This is a genomic window from Jannaschia seohaensis, from assembly GCF_900116765.1.
GTDB lineage: Bacteria > Pseudomonadota > Alphaproteobacteria > Rhodobacterales > Rhodobacteraceae > Jannaschia > Jannaschia seohaensis.
The window spans coordinates 886,881-906,193 of the sequence record NZ_UETC01000001.1; the positions used below are offsets into that span (position 1 = coordinate 886,881).

The 19,313-nt window shown below is 69.5% G+C and carries 16 protein-coding genes; 3 read left to right on the plus strand and 13 right to left on the minus strand.

The window, feature by feature from the left end; all coding sequences use genetic code 11:
- The first annotated feature begins 82 nt into the window (after positions 1-82).
- Positions 83-574: a cytochrome b gene (locus DTQ71_RS04160; protein ID WP_245947190.1), complete on the plus strand. Its 492-nt coding sequence runs from the start codon at positions 83-85 to the stop codon at positions 572-574.
- On the opposite strand, the gene DTQ71_RS04165 is transcribed toward DTQ71_RS04160, so the two are convergent.
- Entirely contained in the window at positions 528-1,286 is a 759-nt protein-coding gene (locus DTQ71_RS04165; RefSeq protein WP_109562996.1) for an endonuclease/exonuclease/phosphatase family protein, read from the minus strand. The genes DTQ71_RS04160 and DTQ71_RS04165 overlap by 47 nt on opposite strands.
- Positions 1,287-1,391: 105 nt before the next feature.
- On the opposite strand from DTQ71_RS04165, the gene DTQ71_RS04170 reads away from it, so the two are divergent.
- A complete protein-coding gene (locus DTQ71_RS04170) occupies positions 1,392-4,835 on the plus strand; it encodes an AAA family ATPase (protein WP_109562997.1) in 3,444 nt (1,147 codons plus the stop codon).
- A 40-nt stretch (positions 4,836-4,875) separates the two neighbouring features.
- Positions 4,876-5,652 (plus strand): transglutaminase-like domain-containing protein, encoded by a 777-nt coding sequence (locus DTQ71_RS04175; protein ID WP_109562998.1) that lies wholly within the window; start codon positions 4,876-4,878, stop codon positions 5,650-5,652.
- 520 nt (positions 5,653-6,172) lie between these two features.
- Here the strand turns inward: DTQ71_RS04175 and DTQ71_RS04180 are convergent.
- The 12 genes from DTQ71_RS04180 to ccoP form a co-directional block, all read right to left on the minus strand.
- Positions 6,173-7,666, minus strand: coding sequence for a mannitol dehydrogenase family protein (locus DTQ71_RS04180; protein WP_109562999.1), 1,494 nt, complete (start codon positions 7,664-7,666; stop codon positions 6,173-6,175).
- Positions 7,654-8,430, minus strand: coding sequence for an L-iditol 2-dehydrogenase (locus tag DTQ71_RS04185; RefSeq protein WP_109563000.1), 777 nt, complete (start codon positions 8,428-8,430; stop codon positions 7,654-7,656). Before DTQ71_RS04185 ends, DTQ71_RS04180 begins: the two co-directional genes overlap by 13 nt.
- Complete coding sequence (locus DTQ71_RS04190) at positions 8,427-9,434, minus strand: ABC transporter ATP-binding protein (protein ID WP_109563001.1); 1,008 nt, start codon at positions 9,432-9,434, stop codon at positions 8,427-8,429. The genes DTQ71_RS04185 and DTQ71_RS04190 overlap by 4 nt, the downstream gene beginning before the upstream one ends.
- A gap of 36 nt (positions 9,435-9,470) precedes the next feature.
- Complete coding sequence (locus tag DTQ71_RS04195; RefSeq protein WP_109563002.1) at positions 9,471-10,301, minus strand: carbohydrate ABC transporter permease; 831 nt, start codon at positions 10,299-10,301, stop codon at positions 9,471-9,473.
- A 96-nt stretch (positions 10,302-10,397) separates the two neighbouring features.
- Positions 10,398-11,264: a carbohydrate ABC transporter permease gene (locus DTQ71_RS04200; protein ID WP_109563003.1), complete on the minus strand. Its 867-nt coding sequence runs from the start codon at positions 11,262-11,264 to the stop codon at positions 10,398-10,400.
- A gap of 145 nt (positions 11,265-11,409) precedes the next feature.
- Positions 11,410-12,726 (minus strand): ABC transporter substrate-binding protein, encoded by a 1,317-nt coding sequence (locus tag DTQ71_RS04205; RefSeq protein ID WP_109563004.1) that lies wholly within the window; start codon positions 12,724-12,726, stop codon positions 11,410-11,412.
- Positions 12,727-12,808: 82 nt separating this feature from the next.
- Positions 12,809-13,840: a LacI family DNA-binding transcriptional regulator gene (locus DTQ71_RS04210; protein WP_109563005.1), complete on the minus strand. Its 1,032-nt coding sequence runs from the start codon at positions 13,838-13,840 to the stop codon at positions 12,809-12,811.
- Positions 13,841-13,901: 61 nt separating this feature from the next.
- On the minus strand, positions 13,902-14,078 hold the full coding sequence (ccoS, locus tag DTQ71_RS04215) for a cbb3-type cytochrome oxidase assembly protein CcoS (RefSeq protein WP_109563006.1): 177 nt from the start codon (positions 14,076-14,078) through the stop codon (positions 13,902-13,904).
- Complete coding sequence (locus tag DTQ71_RS04220) at positions 14,075-16,180, minus strand: heavy metal translocating P-type ATPase (RefSeq protein WP_109563007.1); 2,106 nt, start codon at positions 16,178-16,180, stop codon at positions 14,075-14,077. Before DTQ71_RS04220 ends, ccoS begins: the two co-directional genes overlap by 4 nt.
- A complete protein-coding gene (locus DTQ71_RS04225; protein ID WP_109563008.1) occupies positions 16,177-16,653 on the minus strand; it encodes a FixH family protein in 477 nt (158 codons plus the stop codon). Before DTQ71_RS04225 ends, DTQ71_RS04220 begins: the two co-directional genes overlap by 4 nt.
- Entirely contained in the window at positions 16,650-18,242 is a 1,593-nt protein-coding gene (locus DTQ71_RS04230; protein ID WP_109563009.1) for an RdxA/RdxB/FixG family protein, read from the minus strand. Before DTQ71_RS04230 ends, DTQ71_RS04225 begins: the two co-directional genes overlap by 4 nt.
- Positions 18,243-18,371: 129 nt before the next feature.
- On the minus strand, positions 18,372-19,256 hold the full coding sequence (ccoP, locus tag DTQ71_RS04235; protein ID WP_109563010.1) for a cytochrome-c oxidase, cbb3-type subunit III: 885 nt from the start codon (positions 19,254-19,256) through the stop codon (positions 18,372-18,374).
- Positions 19,257-19,313 lie beyond the last annotated feature (57 nt).

Sequence of the window (19,313 nt, forward strand, 5' to 3'; positions counted from 1 at the left end):
GCCCTACAATGCGAGGCAGGTAGATCGGATGCAGTCTCAGGCACATACATATAAGCCGGCCGCCCGGTTCCTTCACTGGTCGATGGCCCTGTTGGTGCTGGCCACGATCCCGGCGGGCGCGATTATGATTCAGGATGGTATCAGCAGGTCGCTTCAGAACACGCTTTTCATCTTTCACAAAAACGTGGGCGTGCTGCTTTTGCTCCTGATCGTGGTGCGACTTGCCTATCGTTTACGCAATCCGCCCCCGCCGGAACCCGCGCATCTGGCCGAGTGGCAGGTCACGGTCGCGGGGGCGGTGCATTGGGCGCTCTATGGGCTGCTCTTCCTGATGCCGCTTTCGGGCTATGTGCGGGTCCGGGCCGGCGGCTTTCCGATTGAGGCGCTGGACGCGCTGGGGGTGCCGGCGCTTGTGCCGCGCTCGGACGCGCTGGCGAATTTCGCGAAGGCTACGCATTTCTGGTGCAGTTGGGCTATCGCGGCGCTGGTCGCGCTGCATATCGCCGCCGCCTTGCAACACGCGGTCCTCAAGAAAGACGGCGTGTTCCAGAGGATGTGGCCGGGCCGAGCCTGACGCGGGCCCGGAGCGGGCGGTGATCCGACGCCCGGCGGATGGCCGGACCGTCGAGCACCTCCAACCTCTCGACCGCGCCCGGCGGCTCGGTCAGGACGCGGTCGAGGGGGAGCAGCGGACGCCGCGTGGGAAAGCTGGCGCGCGCCGGCCCCGCCAGGCGCCGCCCGACGATGGCGGCCGACAGCGCCAGACCGCCCCAGGGGCGCCACTCGTTGAGATCTCCGCAGAGGATGACTGGGCGCGGATCGCTGCGGGCGATGTGCTGCCCGAGAGTGCGCATCTGCACCGCCCGCAGCCATTGCGCGAGCGAGAGATGCGTCAGGACGATGCGGAACGGCGCGCCCCCGCGCGCGGCATCGATCACGACCGCTCCGCGGGGAACACGGCCGGGCAGGTCGATCAGGCGCATCCCCTCCACCTCGATGTCCGGCGCCGCATAGGCAACGAGTCCGAGGAAGCCGTGGCTCTCATCGGTCAGCCGCCGCTCTCGCCCGGCATGGAGGTGGCGGAGACCGGTCAGCGCCTCGACCCGCCCCGGGTCCAACACTCCGTGATGGGGCGGGGGATCCACATCCGCTTCTTGCAACAGCAAAAGGTCCGGGGGCGGCGCGCAGATCTCCCGCTCCAGCGCGGCGAAAAAGGGCGCGCAATCGCGCCGCCCGCCATTGCTGATGCCGCGATGCAGGTTCCAACTGGCCAGGGTCAGGCGCATCGCGGGCTCCGTGAGGGGGTGGCGCGCAGCATCCGGCAGCGGCGCGGCCGCGTCAAACGAACCGCTTGCGCTTGACCTCGCCTCGCGAGTCGCGAAAGTCGCGTCATGCGGTTCACGCGCCTCCGTCTCAACGGCTTCAAGAGCTTTGTCGACCCGACCGATCTGGTGATCGCGGACGGGCTGACCGGCGTCGTGGGGCCCAATGGCTGCGGCAAGTCCAACCTGCTGGAGGCGCTGCGCTGGGTGATGGGCGAGAACCGGCCCACCGCGATGCGGGGCGGCGGGATGGAGGACGTGATCTTCGCCGGCGCGGCTTCGCGCCCCGCGCGCAACTTCGCCGAAGTGACCCTGGCGCTCGACAACACGGAGCGGACGGCGCCGGCGGCCTTCAACGATTCCGATGCGCTGGACGTGGTGCGGAGGATCACGCGGGATGCGGGCTCGGCCTATAAGCTCAACGGCAAGGACGTTCGGGCGCGGGACGTGCAGATGCTGTTCGCCGATGCTTCGACCGGGGCGCATTCGCCGGCCTTGGTGCGGCAGGGGCAGATCAGCGAGTTGATCAACGCCAAGCCGCAGCGGCGACGGCGCGTGCTGGAAGAGGCGGCGGGGATCTCGGGCCTGTATCAGCGGCGGCACGAGGCGGAGCTGAAGCTGAACGCGACCGAAGGGAACCTGACCCGCGTCGACGACGCCGTCGAGCAACTGGCTGCGCAGCTAGCGACGCTGGCGCGGCAGGCCCGGCAGGCGGCGCGCTACCGCGAGATCGGGGCGGCCTTGCGCCGGGCCGAGGGGATGCTGCTCTGGCGGCGCTGGCGCGAGGCCGAGGAGGGGCGCGGCGCGGCCGATGGCGCGCTGCGTCAGGCGGCGACGGCCGCCGCCGGGGCCGAGCGCGCCGCTTCCGCCGCCGAGCGCGCGCGCCTCGCGGCCGAGGAAGCGGTGCCGCCGCTGCGGGAGGAGGAGGCCGTCGCCGGCGCCATCCTGCAACGGCTGGAGGTGAGCCGCGACACGCTGGCGGAGCGGGAGCGGACCGCCCGCGCCACCGTCGAGCGCCTGACCGCCGCGCTCGACCGCCTCGCCCGCGACGCGGAGCGGGAGGCGGGGCTGAACGCCGACGCCCAGGCCAATCTGGACCGGCTGCGGGCCGAGGCCGCGGAACTGGCGGAGGCGGCGACCGGCCAGGAGGAGGCCGTGGCCGAGGCCCGCCGCGATGCCGAAGAGGCCGCCCGCGTGTTGACCGAGCGCGAGGCGGAGCTGTCGGTCCTGACCGAGGATCTCGCCCGGCTCTCGGCCCGCCATCAGTCGGTCACGCGCCTGACGGAAGAGGTGAAGACCCGGCTGTCGAAGGCCGGCGATGCGGTGGACGCCGCCAAGCGCCAGGGCGCGGGCACCCGGGCGGCCCTGGCCGAGGCGGAGAGCGTGCAGGCGGAGATGCGCGCCGATCTGACCCGCGCCCAGGACGCCGCCGAGGCCGCCGAGGCGGCGCTGGCCGAAGCCGAGAGCGCCCGCGAGGCGGCGCAGGACCGCGAGGCCGCCGCCCGGCAGGAGCGGGCCGAGGCCGAAGGCGCGGCGGGAACGCTCAGCGCCGAGGTCTCCGCCCTGGCTCGGCTGCTGGCGCGGGACTCGGGCGACGGCGCGCCGCTGCTCGACCGGCTGACCGTCACGCCGGGCTATGAGGCGGCGCTGGGCGCGGCCTTCGGCGAGGATCTGCGGCTGGGCGAAGAAGACGGCGAAGCGGGCTGGGTCGTGCTCGCCGCCTATCCGGAGGGGCCCGACTGGCCTGCCGGGGTGGAGCCGCTGGCCGATCACGTGACCGCCCCCGCCGTCCTGGCCCGGGGCTTGTCGCGGGTCGGGGTCGTGGCGGATGGCGCGCCGTTGCAGGCCGGTCTGGCGCCGGGCCAGGTGCTGGTCTCGCGGGAGGGCGACCTGTGGCGCTGGGACGGTTTTCGCGCCTCGGCCGAGGCGGCGCCGTCGGCGGCGGCGCTGCGCCTGCAACAGGTCAACCGGCTCGCCTCGCTGCGCCAGGATCTGGAGGAGGCGGAGCAGCGGGCCGAGGGCACGCGCGCGGCTCATGAGGCGCTCGGGAAGGCCTTGGCGGTCGCCAAGCAGGCCGAGGCGGAGGCGCGTGACGCCCGCCGCACCGCCGACCGCGCCCAGACCGAGGCGGGCCGCCGCGTCACCCAGGCCGAAGGGGCGCAGGGGCTCGCCGCCTCGCGGCTGGAGGCCGCGCAGCTTGCGGTCGCCCGCCACGAGGCGGAGATGCTGGAAGCCCGCGCCGCCCTGGGCGAGGCGGAGGCCGCGCGCCGCGACCTCGCCCCGCTGGACCGGGCGCGGGCGGCCTTGGAAACCATCCGCACGACCGTCGAGGCCGCCCGGATGGCGATGATGGCCCGCCGGGCTCAGGCCGACGAGCTGGTGCGGGACGTCGCCGCGCGGGAAAAGCGCCGCGCGGCGGTCGACAAGGAATTGGCGAGCTGGAGCAGCCGGTTGGACGGCGCGGGTGCGCAGATGGCGGAGATCGCTCGGCGGCGCGAGGCGGCAGAGGCGGAGCTGGGCGCGGCCGCCTCCTTTCCGGCCGAGCTGGCGCAGCAGCGGGAGGATCTGGCGCGCGAGATCGACAAGGCCGAGGCGCGACGCCGCAAGGCGGCCGATGCGCTGGCCGAGGGCGAAGGCGCGTCGCGGGCCGCCACCGCCGCCGCCCGCGACGCGGACCGGGCGGCCGGCGAGGCGCGCGAGGCTCGCGCCCGCGCCGAGGCCCGGCTGGACGCCGCGCGCGAGGCGGTCGAGGCGGCCGAGGCCCGGATCATGGAGGCGTTGGAGACCACGCCCGCGGCGCTGCTCAAGACGCTCGATGCCGACCCCGAGACCATCCCCGCCGCCGAGCCGTTGGAGACCGAGATCGCCCGCCTGCGCCGCCAGCGCGACGCGCTGGGCGCCGTGAACCTGCGCGCCGAGGAGGACGCCCGCGAGGTACAGGCCGAGCACGACCTCCTGGTCGCCGAAAAGGCCGATCTGGAGGCCGCCGTGGCCGAGCTGCGGACTGGCATCGCCTCGCTGAACCGCGAGGGGCGGCAGCGCCTGCTGGATGCGTTCGAGACCGTGAACACCAATTTCGCCATGCTCTTCACGCATCTGTTCCAGGGCGGCGAGGCGCGGCTGGAACTGGTCGAGAGCGACGACCCGCTCGAAGCCGGCCTGGAGATCCTGTGCCAGCCGCCTGGCAAGAAGCTGAGCACACTCAGTCTTCTGTCGGGGGGCGAGCAGACGCTGACGGCGCTAGCGCTGATCTTTGCCGTCTTCCTGGCCAATCCCGCGCCGATCTGCGTGCTGGACGAGGTCGATGCACCGCTGGACGACGCGAACGTCACCCGCTTCTGCGACATGCTGGACGAGATGACCCGGCGGACCGAGACGCGGTTCCTGATCATCACGCATCATGCCGTGACGATGGCGCGGATGGACCGGCTGTTCGGGGTGACCATGGTCGAACAGGGGGTCTCGCAGCTGGTCTCCGTCGATCTCAACGTGGCGGAGGCGATGGTCGCATGACGGCGGACGGAACCGGACCGGCGCGCGGACGTCTCTGCCGATGACCGTCGAGATCGAAACCAAGCTGTCTTACCGGCTCGACGCGCCCTCAGACCTGCTGTTGCAGATCGAGGTGGCGCGGATCTCCGGGCAGACCGTGTTGAAGGATGCGCTGTTCACGACGCCGGTTGAGGATTTTTCTCGAATTCCGGCCGACGCGGCGCTCGGCACGCGCGCCTGGATGCGGGCGGAAGGGCTGCTGGAGCTGACCTATACCGCGACGGTGGACGTGGACCGACCCGATCCCGATCTCGCGACGCTGCCGGGGGCCGCGCCGCGGACGCTGACCGGGGAGGCGACGCCTTTCGTGATGCCGTCGCGCTACTGCCCCTCGGACGAGTTTCAGGCCTTCGTCGCGGCGGAGTTCGAGGGCTTGGCTGGCGGGGCCCTCATCGCCGCGCTGCGGGACTGGATCGAGGAGCATTTCTCCTATGTGCCGGGGTCGAGCGGGCCGGATACTTCGGCGCGGGACACGTTCGTGCAGCGCCGGGGCGTCTGCCGGGACTATGCCCATGTGCTCATCGCGCTGGCCCGGGCGGGCGGCGTGCCCGCGCGGATGGCGAGCGTCTATGCGCCCCCGGTCGACCCGCCCGATTTCCATGCGGTGGCGGAAGTCTGGCTGGACGGGGCGTGGCATCTGGTGGACCCGTCCGGCATGGCGAAACCCTCTGAGATGGCGGTGATTGGGGTCGGGCGCGATGCGGCGGACGTGTCTTTCCTGACGGTCTTCGGGCGCGCCGAGCTGTGGATGCAGACGGTGCGCTGCATGGCGGTCTGAGGGGCGCTCATCCGCCCTGCCGGGCGTCTTCGCCCCAGGGTCGGTGCGCGTCGAGCCGGGCGCGGGGCGGAATGGAATCCGCAGGCATGCCGGGCCGCCGCGGCCCTGGTGGAGGGTCCGCGCGGCCCTCATCGCGTCGGTCGTGCCGAAGCGCGGATTGCGCGTCGTCAAGCCATCGGCGCGCCCGGCCGCGAGCGGGCGATCGGTGTCGAGACCCGAGAGCGACCCGTCGGGCGTGAGCGGCAGACGCCGCCGTTACGCGGCCAGGTGCCGATATCGCGCGCCGCCGCAGGTCTGGGCGGCGACGGGGCTCGCAACGACGGTGATACGACGGGTCAGAGCGCGCGATTGGGGGGCGGTCACGGGGCGCGGGAGGCACCCGCGCTCGTCCCAGATGGAAGAAAGGCGCAAGCAACGTCCTTGAGCTCTCTCTTCCAAGCTCTCCCGGCACGCTCGACGCCCCGGGTCTTCCCTAGCGGAAGTCCGGGAAAGGCTCATGAGCGAAGAGCCTCCGGCCCGGTCAGCCGTCCAGATAGGCGCGAAGCGCGCCGCGGACCCCGACCGTGTCGATCCGCGCCATCTGCGCGGCGAAGGCCTCGGCGAAGCGAGGCGCATCCGCAAGATCGCCGTAGATGCCGCGCTGGGAGAGCCATGCGCCGGGATCGTCTACTGCCGCTTGGGCCGCCACGGTGAGCGTATCCCAGTTCGGATCGTTCGGGGCGATCTCGGACCCGTCCTCGCGCTTGCCCAGACACATTCGGGCCCACATCGCGTCGGCCAGCGCCAAGCCATCGATCGGCGTTCCCGCCGCGAGCCCGTCCCGCAGGGAGCCATGAAGCTGGCTCGCGCGTTTCGACGAGCCGTCGAAGGCCACGCGGCGCGTCGTGTCGACGATGCGCGGGTTCGAGAAACGCCGGTCGATCAGGTCCACATATTCCAGCGGCGTCATGCCGGGCACCGGGTGGACATGCGGCACGATCTCGGTCGACGCGACCTTGCGGAAGAACGCGCCGATTTCCGGGTCGGACATGCAGTCGGAGATCGTCCGGACCGACAGCAACTCACCCGGGTTCCCGATAAGCTGGTGGCCGCCATTGAGGATGCGCAGCTTCATGGTTTCGTAGTCATGCACGAGATCGGTGATCGTGACCCCCACCTCTTCCCAGGGCGGGCGCCCCGCGCAGAACTTGTCCTCGATTACCCACTGTCGGAAGTTCTCATGGGTCACAGGGGCCGCATCCCCGACCCCGATGGAGCGGACGAGTTCACGCTCCGCGTCACCGGTGGCCGGGACGATGCAATCGACCATCGCATTGGGGAAGCTGCAGCTTTCGTCGATCCAACTGGCAAGATCCGGGTCGGAGAGCCGCGCGAGGCCGACCACGGTCTGGCGCATCACGTCGCCGTTGCCCTGGAGGTTGTCGCAGCATTGCAGGGTGAAAGGGCCCGTGCCGTCCGCCCGGCGCTGCCGAAGCGCGGCGACGATCGCGCCAAACGCGGTCCGGGGCCGGTCGGGATTGGTCGCATCGTGCACGATGTCAGGATGCTGCACGTCGAATGCGTTGGTGCCGGTATTGAGGTAGTAGCCGCCTTCGGTAACGGTCATCGACACGATCCGGATCGCCGGATCGGCCATCTGCTCGATGAGGGCGCCGTTGCCCTCCTCAATCGGCACGTAGCCGATCATCGATCCCACGACCTCGGTGGCGCTGCCGGCCGGATCGAGCTCGATCAGAGTCGTGAGATAGTCCTGCGCGGCCAGCCGGTCCCGCATGGCGGCATCGGCGGGACGCACCCCGGCGCCAATGATCGCCCAGTCGAGAGCAAGGCCCTGCTGCATCAGCCGATGCAAATACCATGCCTGGTGGGCGCGATGGAAATTCCCGAGGCCGATATGCACGATCCCCGGCGTCAGCGCGGACCGGTCATATCGCGGCACCTCGACAGAAGACGGCAGGTCTCTCAGCGTCGCCTGCCGCAATGGCACTGCATTTTCAGACTTCAGCTCATCCATTGTCCGCCATCCACGTTGTAGGTTTGTGCCACGATGTATTCGGCCTCGTCGGAGGCGAGAAATACGGCCATGCCGGTCAGGTCCTCGGCCCGGCCCATGCGGCCATAGGGCACGGCGTCACCGACTTCCTTCTTTTTCTGACCGGGCGCCTTGCCTTCGTATTTCGCGAAGAAGGCATCGACGCCGTCCCAGTGCTCGCCATCGACCACCCCCGGCGAGATCGCGTTCACGTTGATCCCGTGCTGGATCAGGTTCAGCCCAGCCGACTGCGTCAAGCTGATGACCGCCGCCTTGGTCGCACAATAGACCGCAACGAGAGGTTCGCCCCGGCGACCGGCCTGGCTCGCCATGTTGATTATGCGCCCGCCCTTGCCGCGGGCGATCATGTGCCGCGCGACGGCCTGTAGGGTGAAGAGTGTGCCGCCCACGTTGATGTCGAAGACACGCTGATAATCGGCGCGCTCGATCTCGACGATGGGCGCGGCGGTGAAGAGCGCGGCGTTGTTGATGAGGATGTCGATCCCGCCGAAGGCGTCGGCGGTCGCCGCGACCGCCCGGTCGATGCTGGCCTGGTCGGTCACGTCCATTTCGACGGCAAGCGCGCCCACACCCAACTCTTCGGCCGTTTCCCGGGCGCGGGCGATGTCGATGTCGCCGATCGCGACCCGCGCGCCTTCCCGGAGGTAGGCCTCCGCGAAGGCGCGGCCGATCCCCCGGGCGGCGCCGGTGATCAGTGCGCCCTTGCCGTCGAGGCGTCCCGTCATTCGATCCGCAGTCCTTGTGCGTCGAACTTGTGAATGCGGTCGGCGATGGGGGTCAGGCCAACCTTGTCGCCATGGCGCAGCGGAACTTCGCCGTCGGCGCGCACGGTGATCGACTCGGTCAGGCCGGTGTCATGGACGTGCAGGAACGTATCGGAGCCGAGATGCTCCGAAAGACCCACAGTGCCCGACCAGGGAGAGGTCTCCGGGTCGCCCGTGGCGATATGCTCGGGACGCACGCCGATGGTGGCTGCGCCGTGCTTCTGCGCCTCCGCGCCTTCGATCAGGTTCATGGTTGGCGAGCCGATGAAGCCCGCCACGAACAGGTTGCGGGGGCTGCGATAGAGCTCCAGCGGGGAGCCGACCTGTTCGATCACGCCCGCGCGCAGGACGACGATCTTGTCGGCCATCGTCATCGCTTCGACCTGATCGTGGGTCACGTAGATCATCGTGGTGGCCAGCGATTGGTGCAACTCGCCGATCTCCATCCGCATCCCGTGGCGCAGGGCCGCGTCGAGGTTCGAGAGCGGCTCGTCGAAGAGAAAGGCCGCTGGCTCCCGCACGATGGCGCGGCCGATGGCGACGCGCTGGCGCTGACCGCCCGAGAGCTGGCCGGGCCGCCGGTCGAGATAGTCGGTGAGGTTCAGCACGCTCGCCGCGCGCTCGACGCGCTTCTTTTGCTCCGCCTCGTCCATGCCCGCCATGCGCAGCGGGAAGGCGATGTTCTTGCGCACCGACATATGCGGGTAGAGCGCGTAGGACTGGAACACCATGGCCAGGCCGCGCTGGGCGGGTTGCACATTGGTGACGTCGCGGCCGTCGATCTCGATATGGCCGGTGGTGACGTCCTCCAGGCCCGCGATCAGCCGCAGGAGGGTGGACTTGCCGCAGCCCGAGGGGCCGACAAAGACGGCGAACTCCCCCTCCTCGATGGTCAGGTCCAGAGGCGGGATCACCTGGACGTCGCCGAAAGACTTGGTGACTTGGTTCAGCTTGATCTGGCCCATCTCAGGCGCCTCCGATGAAGATAAGGGGATTACGGCTCATTTCACCGCTCCGAATGTCAGGCCGCGGACCAGTTGCTTCTGCGAGAACCAGCCGAGGATGAGGATGGGGGCGATGGCCATGGTGGAGGCCGCCGACAGCTTGGCGAAGAAGAGCCCCTCGGGCGAGGAGTAGCTGGCGATGAAGGCCGTCAGCGGCGCCGCATCGACCGAGGTCAGGTTGAGGGTCCAGAACGCCTCGTTCCAGGCCAGGATGAAGTTCAGCAGGACCGTCGAGGCTATGCCCGGGATCGCCATGGGCGTGAGCACATAGAGGATCTCGGATTTGAGGGTCGCGCCGTCCATGCGGGCAGCCTCCAGGATCTCGCCGGGGATCTCCTTGAAGTAGGTATAGAGCATCCAGACGATGATCGGCAGGTTGATCAGCATCAGGATGATGATCAGCGCGGCGCGGTTGTCGAGCACACCGAGCTGGATGCAGATCAGATAGATCGGATAGAGCACGCCCACCGCCGGGAGCATCTTGGTGGAGAGCATCCACATCAGGATGTCTTTGGTGAACCGTCCCGGCACGAAAGCCATGGCCCAGGCGGCAGGAACCGCGACGATGATGCCAAGCAGCGTCGAGCCGCCGGCGATGATGACGCTGTTCCAGAGGTAGCGCATGTAGTCCGAGCGCTCCTGGACGATGCCGTAATTCTCCAGCGTCCAATCGAAGAAGAGGAAGCTGGGCGGCGCGGCGATGGCCTCGGCCTCGGTCTTGAACGAGGTCAGGACCGTCCAGAGGATCGGGAAGAACATCAGGAAACCGATGCCCCAGGCCAGGGCGGTCCAGCCGATGCGGCTGCGGGTGCTAGCGGCGCGGGCCATCACGAGGCTCCTTGGATCGAGGGAACAGTAGGGCGGGGGTTTCCCCGCCCTGCCGTGGAGGGGCGGGGAAATCCCCGCCCTACGAGGGTGCGGCGCTCAGGCATCGAGGTTCTTCCCCACCGCGCGCATCAGGAAGATCGCGACGATGTTGGCTAGGATGACCGCGATGATGCCGCCCGCGCTGCCCAGGCCGACGTTCTGACTTTCCAGCACGCGCTGGAAGACGAGATAGGTGAGCGTCCGGGTGCCGAAGCTGCCTTGGGTGGTCACGAAGATCTCGGCAAAGATCCCCAAAAGGAAGATCGTCTGGATCAGGATCACGATAGTGATCGCGCGCGCCAGATGCGGCAGGATAATGAACCAGAAGCGCTTGAGCGGCGGTGCGCCGTCCATTTCGGCGGCCTCCAGCTGCTCGCCGTCCAGCGACTGGATCGCCGTCAGCAGGATGAGCGTCGCGAAGGGCAGCCACTGCCACGACACGATCAGGATGATCGAGGTCAGCGGCGCCTGGGTCAGCCAGTCGAACGGCGTCGCCCCGAAGAAGCGGAACACATGCGACAAGACGCCGTTGACCGGGTCCATCATCATGTTCTTCCAGACCAGCGCGGAGACGGTCGGCATCACGAAGAAGGGCGCAATGACGAGGATACGGACGACGCCCTGGCCGAAGATCGGCTTGTCGAGCAGCAATGCCAGAAGGATGCCTAAGGTCACGGTGATCGCCAGGATGGCGCCGACCATGATCAGAGTCGCCCAAATCGCGTCCCAGAAGGACCCTGACGATGTGAAGCGGGCGTAGTTGTCGAAGCCGATCCAGGGCTCGAACACCCCGCGCAATGGCCGGTAATCCGCGAACGAGAAGTAGAGGGTCATCGTCAGCGGGACGAGCATCCAGCCCAGCAGCAAGGTGACGGCGGGGGCCATCATCAGGCGTGCGGCGGATGTAGAGGCCTTGGTCGCCATGGCGGGTCCTGCCTTCTATCCAGAGAAATGTAGCCGTCGGGCGATCGTCCGACGTCGGGACCTACGAGGGTCGCGCGGACGGGAACGAACCTATCCGTCCGGGGATGGGCGGGGCCATACGGCCCCACCCGAAGCGGCACGCGGCTCAGTAGCCGGCCGCCTCCATCTCTTCGACCGCGATCTCCTGAGCCCGCTCGAGGGCTTCGTCGATCGACTGCTGTCCGGCATAGACGGCCGAGAACTCCTGGCTGACCTGGGTCCAGAGACCGGCCCATTCCGGGATGGCTGCGAACTGGATTCCCACATAGGGGACCGGCTCGACGGTCGGGTTGTTCGGGTCGGCCGCCAGGATCGAGTCCAGGGTCATCTGTGCGAACGGCACTTCCTGATACTCGGGCGTGTCATAGAGCGACTGGCGCGCGCCCGGGGGCACGTTGGCCCAGCCCTCGTTCTCGGCGACCAGCTCGATGTACTCCTTCGAGGTGGCCCACTCGATGAACTCCTTGGCGGCGTCGGCCTTCTGGGTGCCCGCCGGGATGCCGAGCGCCCACGCCCAGAGCCAGTTGGCGCGCTTGCCGAGCCCGGTGTCGGGGGCCAGGGCGAAGCCGACCGAATCGGCGACCTGGCTGTCGTTGGGGTTGGTCACGAAGGAGGCGGCCACGGTGGCGTCGATCCACATGCCGCACTTGCCCTGCTGGAACAGGTTCAGGTTCTCGTTGAAGCCGTTGGTCGCGTAACCCGGAGGGCCGGATTCTTCCATCATGCCGACGAAGAACTCGAGCGTCTCCTTCCATTCGGGGCTGTCGAGCTGCGGATCCCAGTCCTCGTCGAAGACACGCGCGCCGAACGAGTTCGCCATCGTGTTGAGGAAGGCGCCGCCTTCGCCCCAGCCGGCCTTGCCGCGCAGGCAGATGCCGTATTGCTCGGCGTCCTTGTCGGTCATGGCCGCGGCGGCCTCGCGGATGAACGCCCAGGTGGGCGCGTCGGGCATCTCGAGACCGGCTTCTTCCATCAGGTCGGTGCGGTACATGACCATCGAGGACTCGCCGTAGAACGGCGCCGCATAGAGCGTGCCGTCGTGGCTCAGGCCGTTGCGCATGGCCGGAAGAATGTCGTCGACGTCATACTCTGCGGAGAGGTCGTCGAGCGGGACGAGCCAGCCGGCGGCCCCCCAGATCGGCGCCTCATACATGCCGATCGTCATGATGTCGAACTGACCGCCCTTGGTGGTGATGTCCGTCGTGACGCGCTGGCGCAGGACGTTCTCTTCCAGGGTCACCCACTCGACCTGATGGCCGGTCTCTGCGGTGAATTGGTCGGTGTAGCCCTGCATCCGGATCATGTCACCGTTGTTCACGGTGGCGATGGTGATCGTGGTGGCGTGGCTGTCGGCGAATGTCGCCGTGCCGAGCGCGCAGGCCGTCAGGGCCGTCGCCGCTCGCAGCGTGGTCTTCAATCGCATCGTGTCCTCCCTGATGCTTTGTGCAGCAGGATGTGCACGAATTGACCCGGTTGCGTCAATAGAAAAGTTACGCGCGTAAAGTTTAAGCCGAGTCCCGCACCACCAGGGAGGCTGGAATCAGCGTTTCCGTCCGCGTCCGATGCGCGCCGTCGGACTCGATCAGGGACATCAAGGTTTCAACGCTTTGGCTGGCGACGGCCTCGTAATTATGGGCTGCCGTCGTCAGCGCGGGGCAGGTGAACTGCGCCACAGGATGGTCGTCCATCGACGCCACGCGCAGCGCGCAGCCGCGGCCCGGGCCCACCCGAAGGCCGGAGGCATAGGCCGCGGCGAGAAAGCCGATGGCGAGTCGGTCGTTGCTGCACAGAACACTGCGCGTGGGCAGCGCATTGTCGCGAATCGCCGCCATGGCTCCGTCGTAGCCGATTCGCTCGAAATCCCAGCCCGTCCCTTCGACGCGGATGTAGCTGGGCTCCAGCCCGCGCCATTCCATCGCGGCGGCATAGGCCCGCCGGCGCTTTCCGGCGTTCGGGTTGGGCGCGTCGGTCATCTCGAAGAAGCAGGGGGGCGGGCCGGTCATGCAGAGATGTTCGACCGTTTCCTCAACGAAACTGACATTGTCGGAGCCGATGAAGGCCGCGCCGATCCCTTCGAGATTGCTGTCGAAGAGCACGGTCGGGACCTCGGCCGCGAAGGCCTTCACGCTGGCGACATCCGAGCCGCGGCCAAGTGGCGCCAATAGGGCGCCAGCGGGTTTGAGGGAGAGCAGCGTCTGGAGATTGTCCTGCTCCTGCACCGATTCGCCGTTGGAGCTGAGGAGGATGGGGCGAAAGCCCGCGGCGACGCAAAGCCGTTCGACCGAGCGTGCGATCTTGGAGAAGAACGGGTCCGAAAGCAGCGGCACCATGACGCCGATATTCTTGGTCAGGCGCCGGTTCTGGTTCATCGCGTAGACGTTGGGGCGGTAGTCGAGCTCCTCCAGCGCGGCCTCGATGCGTGCGCGGGTCGTGGCCCGCACGCTCCCAGGGTCCTGGAAGTATTTTGACAGCGTCGGGCGTGAGATGCCGCTTTGCGACGCGAACTCCTCCATCGTGCGGACGCGCCGGGACTTCATCTGACCGCTCTCCATCGTTTGCGCGCGCAAAGAATGCTGCGTTGCGCGCGACAAGTCAAATTCAAGCGTCAGAACTGTCCTCAGGGTCGGCCTCGGGGGCGGGTTTGTCCAGAAGAATCCGGGCCGCATCGCCGTCGAGATCGTCGTATTGACCGTGGCGCAGCGTCCAGATGCAGGCGGCGAGGCCGAGCGCGCCGAGCGCGACCGAGACGGGGATCAGGATGACCAGGACATTCATCGACGCACCGCGTTTGCTACGACCGTGACAGAGGAGGTGGACATCGCGATCGCCGCCGCAAGCGGCCCCGCAAGGCCCGACAGGGCCACGGGGATCGCGACGCAATTATAGCCCGCCGCGATCGCGAGGTTCTGCCGGATGCGCCGCGCGGCCCGCTTGGCCGTGGACAGGGTTTCGGGCAGGATCCGCAGATCGGCGGCCAGCAGGACGCCATCGGCGGCGACCCGCGCCGCGTCGAGCGCCGTGGCCGGGGCCAGGGAGGCATGGGCGGCGGCCAGGGCGGCCGCGTCGTTGATCCCGTCGCCGACCATCAGAACGCGCGCGCCACGTGCGGCGAATTCGGCGACCAGCGCCGCTTTCTCCTCGGGGGCGATACCGGAATGGACCTCGTCCAGGTCGAGGCGCGCGGCCAGGGCGGCGGCGCGGCGAGCGTGGTCTCCGGTGACGAGATGCACCGACAGACCCTGGGCACGCAGCGCGGCGACGGCCTCGGCGGCGCCGGGGCGCAGCTCCTCCCGCGTGGCGAGCGGCAGGGTCCGGTCGGGCAGGCGCAGCTCCGTGCCGTCGGGGCCGCGGCCCAGGAAGGCCGGCGCGCCGTCCCAGAGGCCGTGCATCCCTTCGCCGGGGACCTCGCGTAGGTCGGTCAGGGGGGCGGCGGCGTGGTCCTGCAAGGCATGGGCCACGGCCCGCGACACGGGGTGGTCGGACGCCTCGGCCAGGGCGCGCGCGACGGCGGCGGCGGCCGGGTCGAGGTCGGGGGCCTCCAGGCGGCCGGTGGTCAGCGTTCCGGTCTTGTCCAGCAGGACGGTGTCGACCTCGGCCAGACGCTCCAGAGCGGTGGCGGATTTCAGCAGGACGCCCGCGCGGAACAGGCGGCCGGTCATGCTGGCGGTGACGGCCGGAACCGCGAGGCCCAGCGCGCAGGGGCAGGTAATGATGAGCACGGCGGTGGCGACCGCGATGGCGGTGCCGACGCTGCCCGTGGCGACCCACCAGGCGACGAAAGCCACGGCGGACAGACCGTGGACCAGCGGTGCATAGAGCTTCGCGGCCCAGTCGGCCCAGCCCTGGTAGCGGTGACGCCCCGTCTCGGCGACCTCGACCAGCCGGGCGAGGCGGCGGAGGGTGCTGTCCTCGGCCCGCGCCGTGGCGCGCAGCACGAGCGGCGCGCCGAGAACGGTCTCGCCGGCGCAGACGGCGTCGCCCGGCTGGATTTCGACCGGATCGGCTTCGCCGGTCAGGGCGGAGCGGTCCAGGCGGCAAGCGGCCTCGGCCACCCCGTCCACGGGCGCGCGGGCGCCGACGGCGAGGGCGATCCGGTCGCCCGGGCGGATATCGGCCACGGCCACGGTGACGCGGCGGTCGCCCTCCAGCCGGGTGGCGCGGGGCAGCTCCAGCGCAGTCAGTTCGGCCGCGGCCGACCGCGCCGTGGCGCGGGCCCGGTGGTCCAGATAGCGGCCCGCCAGCAGGAAGAAGGTCAGCGACAGGGCTGCGTCGAACCAAGTATCGGCGCCCGAATCGAGGATCGTCTCCACCAGGGAGGTCGTGCCCGCCAGGGCGATGGCCAGTGCGATCGGCACGTCCATGTTGAGCCGCCCGGCCCGCAGCGCGCCCCAGGCGGAGGTGAAGAACGGCACGGCGGCAAAGGCCAGCGCGGGCAGGGCGATGGCCGCGGCGGCCCAGTGGAAAAGGGCGCGCGTTGCCTCTCCGGCGCCGGACCAGACGGCGACCGAGAGGGCCATCACGTTCATCATCGCGAAACCCGCGACGGCGATCCGGGCCAGCAGCATCCGACCGGCGGCGTCGCCCGTGTCCAGCGCCGCCTCGTCCAGTTCCTGCGCCTCGTATCCGGCGGCGGCCAGCGCGGTCAGCGCGGGCCCCGCGCCGGTGCCCGGGTCGACCACCACGCGGGCGCGGCGGCGGCCCAGGTTCACCCGCGCGGCGCGCACGCCGGGCAGCGCGCCGAGCGTCCGCTCCACCCCCGCGATGCAGCCCGCGCAATGGATGCCCGGCAGCGAGAGATGGATGACCTCGCCCGCCGCCTCGGAGGCGACCTGCGCGGCCGGGGCGGCGCCGGCGCAGGCGGGGCAGGCGGCGGTCACGGCGTCACCCGCAGCGGAATGCGGCGGCGGAAGGCGGTGCCGTCGGCGGCCTCCATTTCCAGCCGCAGGTTCCAGTTGCCGCGTCCCGCCGCGATCGGCGCGACCCAGGCCGTGCCGTCCCAAGAGAACTCGGGCACCACGTCATCCGCCACCGTGGTGGCGCGTCCGAACGTGGCCGAGACGATCCGGGGTTGCACCGGCCCCTCCGCGTCCGTGACCGCGAGGCGCAGCGTGTCGGCGTTCAGCGTCGTCTCCACCTCCCAGCCCAGCGCGTCCTGAGCGGCGCGGTCGGCCTCGAAGGCCTGGCTCACGACATAGACGTTCTTGGTCTCGATGCCGGGGAAGGTGCTGACGGCGTTGAAGGCCAGGGTCAGGTTGACGGCGATGATGATGCCGAAGCCGCCGCAGAACATGGCGGCGACCTTGCCGCCGGTCAGCGGGCGTTTGCCCGGCGTTTCCGAAGCGTGGGTCATTCCTGTCCCCTTCCGTTGAAGATGGTGTCTTGATAGGCGCGCTCGCCCGAGACGAGGTCCTCGACCCAGAAGCGCAGGTCGCTGCGTTCCTGCGATGCGGCCGCATCCTGGGGGCGGGCGGTGACGTAGACGCGCTGCAGCCGGGTCTCGTTGGCGGGCACGTCGACGGTGAGGTCGGGCTCGCCCTCCAGTTCGATGCGCAGGATGCCGTCGGCGCGGAGCGCGATGTGGAACGGGCGTTCCTCGCCATGCTTGTTGCGCAGGCGGATGTCATAGGCGTTGCGGATCGAGCCGTCGGACAGCGTCACGTAGGTCGGGTTGCGGACGGGAGCGACGGTCAGGTCGATCTCCGGCCGGATGAAGAGCGCGACGACGAGGCCGACGCCGATCCCGGCCCAGGCGAACGTGTAGATGATCGTCCGCAGGCGGAAGATGTGGCGCCAGACCGGCTGCGCCGTCCAGTCGGCCGCAGCGGCGCTCGGCGCCGCGTCGTCGGAAGCGGTGCCGAGGGGATGCACGTCGGCGGTGTCGCCCGGCACGCTGGGCGGACGGTCGTCCAGGGCGAGATAGTCGATCAGGCCGCGCGGACGGCCGATCTTGGCCATCACCTCGTCGCAGGCATCGATGCAGAGCGCGCAGGTGATGCACTCCATCTGCTGGCCTTCCCGGATGTCGATGCCCATGGGGCAGACGGCGACGCAAGCGTTGCAGTCGATGCAATCGCCCAGAATGCTGCCGTCGCGCGCGGTGCGCCCCGCCGCGTGGTCCTTGTCCTCGACCGCGGCGCCATAGCGGGCCTTGGCCTCGCCCCCGCCGATCGCCTCGGCGGCGGCCTCCTGACGGCGCTTGATCCCGCCTTTGCCGCGGGGCTCGCCGCGCCAGTCGCGATAGCCGACGGTCAGGGTGCCGGGGTCCATCATCGCGCCCTGGATGCGCGGCCAGGGGCACATGTAGATGCAGACCTGCTCGCGCATGAAGCCGCCCAGCACGAAGGTCGTGGCGGTCAGGACGCCGATGGTCGCGTAGGCCACGAAGGGGGCGTTCAGCGTAATCAGGTCGACCAGCAGCGTCGGCGCATCGGCGAAGTAGAATACCCAGGCGCCGCCGGTGGCCACCGCGATGGCGAGCCAGGCCGCCCATTTCGTCAGCCGGAGCCGCCACTTGCGCGCGTCCCAGGTGGCGTCGTGCAGGCGGATGCGGGCGTTGCGGTCGCCCTCGATCCAGCGCTCGACGGCGTAGAAAAGGTCCGACCAGACGGTTTGCGGGCAGGCATAGCCGCACCAGACCCTGCCCAGGGCGGAGGTGAAGAGGAACAGACCAAGCCCCGCCATGATCAGCAGGCCGGCGACGAAGTAGAACTCGTGCGGCCAGATCTCGATCCAGAAGAAGTAGAAGCGCCGGCCGGCGAGATCGACCAGCACCGCCTGATCGGGCAGGTTCGGGCCCCGGTCCCAGCGAATCCATGGCGTGATGTAGTAGATGCCCAGGGTGACGATCAGGATGGCCCATTTGAGCGTCCGGAACGTGCCTCGCACGCGGCGGGGAAAGATCGGCTCACGCGCGGCGAAGAGGGGTGGAGCGTCTGACATGGGTGCGGTCTCGCAGGTCCAGGGGAATGAGACTTTGATGTCTATCAATCGGGCGCCTCCGCTGGGTCGGAGGCGCCCGGTCCTTTGGGGAGCTTTTCCCGGGCGGGGCGCGGACCCTGCCCGGCGCGATCACTCGCTGGCCGGGCGTTCGCCGCCGCCGAGGCCGTGGACATAGGCCGAGACGGCCCGGACCTCGGCCTCGCCCAGGCGCTCGCCCCAGGGCGGCATGACGCCGTGGCGGGGGGCGCGCAGCTGGGCTTCGATCGCCTCCTGCGAGCCGCCGCGAAGCCAGATCGCGTCGGCCAGGTTCGGGGCGCCGACAAAGCGGTCGCCCAGGCCATTGTCGCCATGGCAGGAAGCGCAGTTGTCGAGATAGAGGTCCGATCCGAAGGCCGCCGCCTCCGCGTCATGCTCCAAGTCGGAGAGGCTGCGGACGTGATGGGTCACGGCGGTGATCTCCTCGTCCGAAAGGATGCCGTCGAAAGCGGGCATCTCGGACCAGCGGGCGTCCGGATCGTCTTCGTTCCGGATGCCGTGGCGCACCGTGTAGACGATGTCCTCGATGGTGCCGCCCCAGAGCCAGTCGTCGTCGAGCAGGTTGGGATAGCCCGAGGCCTGAACCCCGGCCGCGCCCGCGCCGTGGCACTGCGAGCAGTAGGTGCGGAAGACCGACGCGCCGGCCTGCACGGCGAAACGGTGCAGGTCCTCGTTCTCCTCCAACGCGGCGAGATCGACGGCGACCAGGCTGTCGTTCATGTCGGCGTTTGAAAGGGCCACACGCTCCGTCTCGGCGGCGACGTCGCCGCGGGTGGACCAGCCTAGAATGCCACTGGTGGCGCCGTTGACGAGCGGCCAGGCCGGGAACAGGATCACGTAGATCACGCCCCACACGATGGTTCCGTAGAAGGTCCACAGCCACCAGCGGGGCAGGGGCGTGTTGAGCTCTTCGATGCCGTCCCAGTCATGGCCGGTGGTCTCAGTTCCCGTCTCGGGATCGATCTTGCGGTCAGCCATTGCGGCTCTCCTTGAGGCGGTCTGCCGCGCGGCGGCAGGGGCAGTCGGCGCAGCCCT

Bases quoted from the DNA above. Each gene is read 5' to 3' on its own strand.
- DTQ71_RS04160 (WP_245947190.1), top strand. From the start codon at position 83: ATGGCCCTGTTGGTGCTGGCCACGATCCCGGCGGGCGCGATTATGATT.
- DTQ71_RS04165 (WP_109562996.1), bottom strand. From the start codon at position 1,286: ATGCGCCTGACCCTGGCCAGTTGGAACCTGCATCGCGGCATCAGCAAT.
- DTQ71_RS04170 (WP_109562997.1), top strand. From the start codon at position 1,392: ATGCGGTTCACGCGCCTCCGTCTCAACGGCTTCAAGAGCTTTGTCGAC.
- DTQ71_RS04175 (WP_109562998.1), top strand. From the start codon at position 4,876: ATGACCGTCGAGATCGAAACCAAGCTGTCTTACCGGCTCGACGCGCCC.
- DTQ71_RS04180 (WP_109562999.1), bottom strand. From the start codon at position 7,666: ATGGATGAGCTGAAGTCTGAAAATGCAGTGCCATTGCGGCAGGCGACG.
- DTQ71_RS04185 (WP_109563000.1), bottom strand. From the start codon at position 8,430: ATGACGGGACGCCTCGACGGCAAGGGCGCACTGATCACCGGCGCCGCC.
- DTQ71_RS04190 (WP_109563001.1), bottom strand. From the start codon at position 9,434: ATGGGCCAGATCAAGCTGAACCAAGTCACCAAGTCTTTCGGCGACGTC.
- DTQ71_RS04195 (WP_109563002.1), bottom strand. From the start codon at position 10,301: ATGGCCCGCGCCGCTAGCACCCGCAGCCGCATCGGCTGGACCGCCCTG.
- DTQ71_RS04200 (WP_109563003.1), bottom strand. From the start codon at position 11,264: ATGGCGACCAAGGCCTCTACATCCGCCGCACGCCTGATGATGGCCCCC.
- DTQ71_RS04205 (WP_109563004.1), bottom strand. From the start codon at position 12,726: ATGCGATTGAAGACCACGCTGCGAGCGGCGACGGCCCTGACGGCCTGC.
- DTQ71_RS04210 (WP_109563005.1), bottom strand. From the start codon at position 13,840: ATGAAGTCCCGGCGCGTCCGCACGATGGAGGAGTTCGCGTCGCAAAGC.
- ccoS (WP_109563006.1), bottom strand. From the start codon at position 14,078: ATGAATGTCCTGGTCATCCTGATCCCCGTCTCGGTCGCGCTCGGCGCG.
- DTQ71_RS04225 (WP_109563008.1), bottom strand. From the start codon at position 16,653: ATGACCCACGCTTCGGAAACGCCGGGCAAACGCCCGCTGACCGGCGGC.
- DTQ71_RS04230 (WP_109563009.1), bottom strand. From the start codon at position 18,242: ATGTCAGACGCTCCACCCCTCTTCGCCGCGCGTGAGCCGATCTTTCCC.
- ccoP (WP_109563010.1), bottom strand. From the start codon at position 19,256: ATGGCTGACCGCAAGATCGATCCCGAGACGGGAACTGAGACCACCGGC.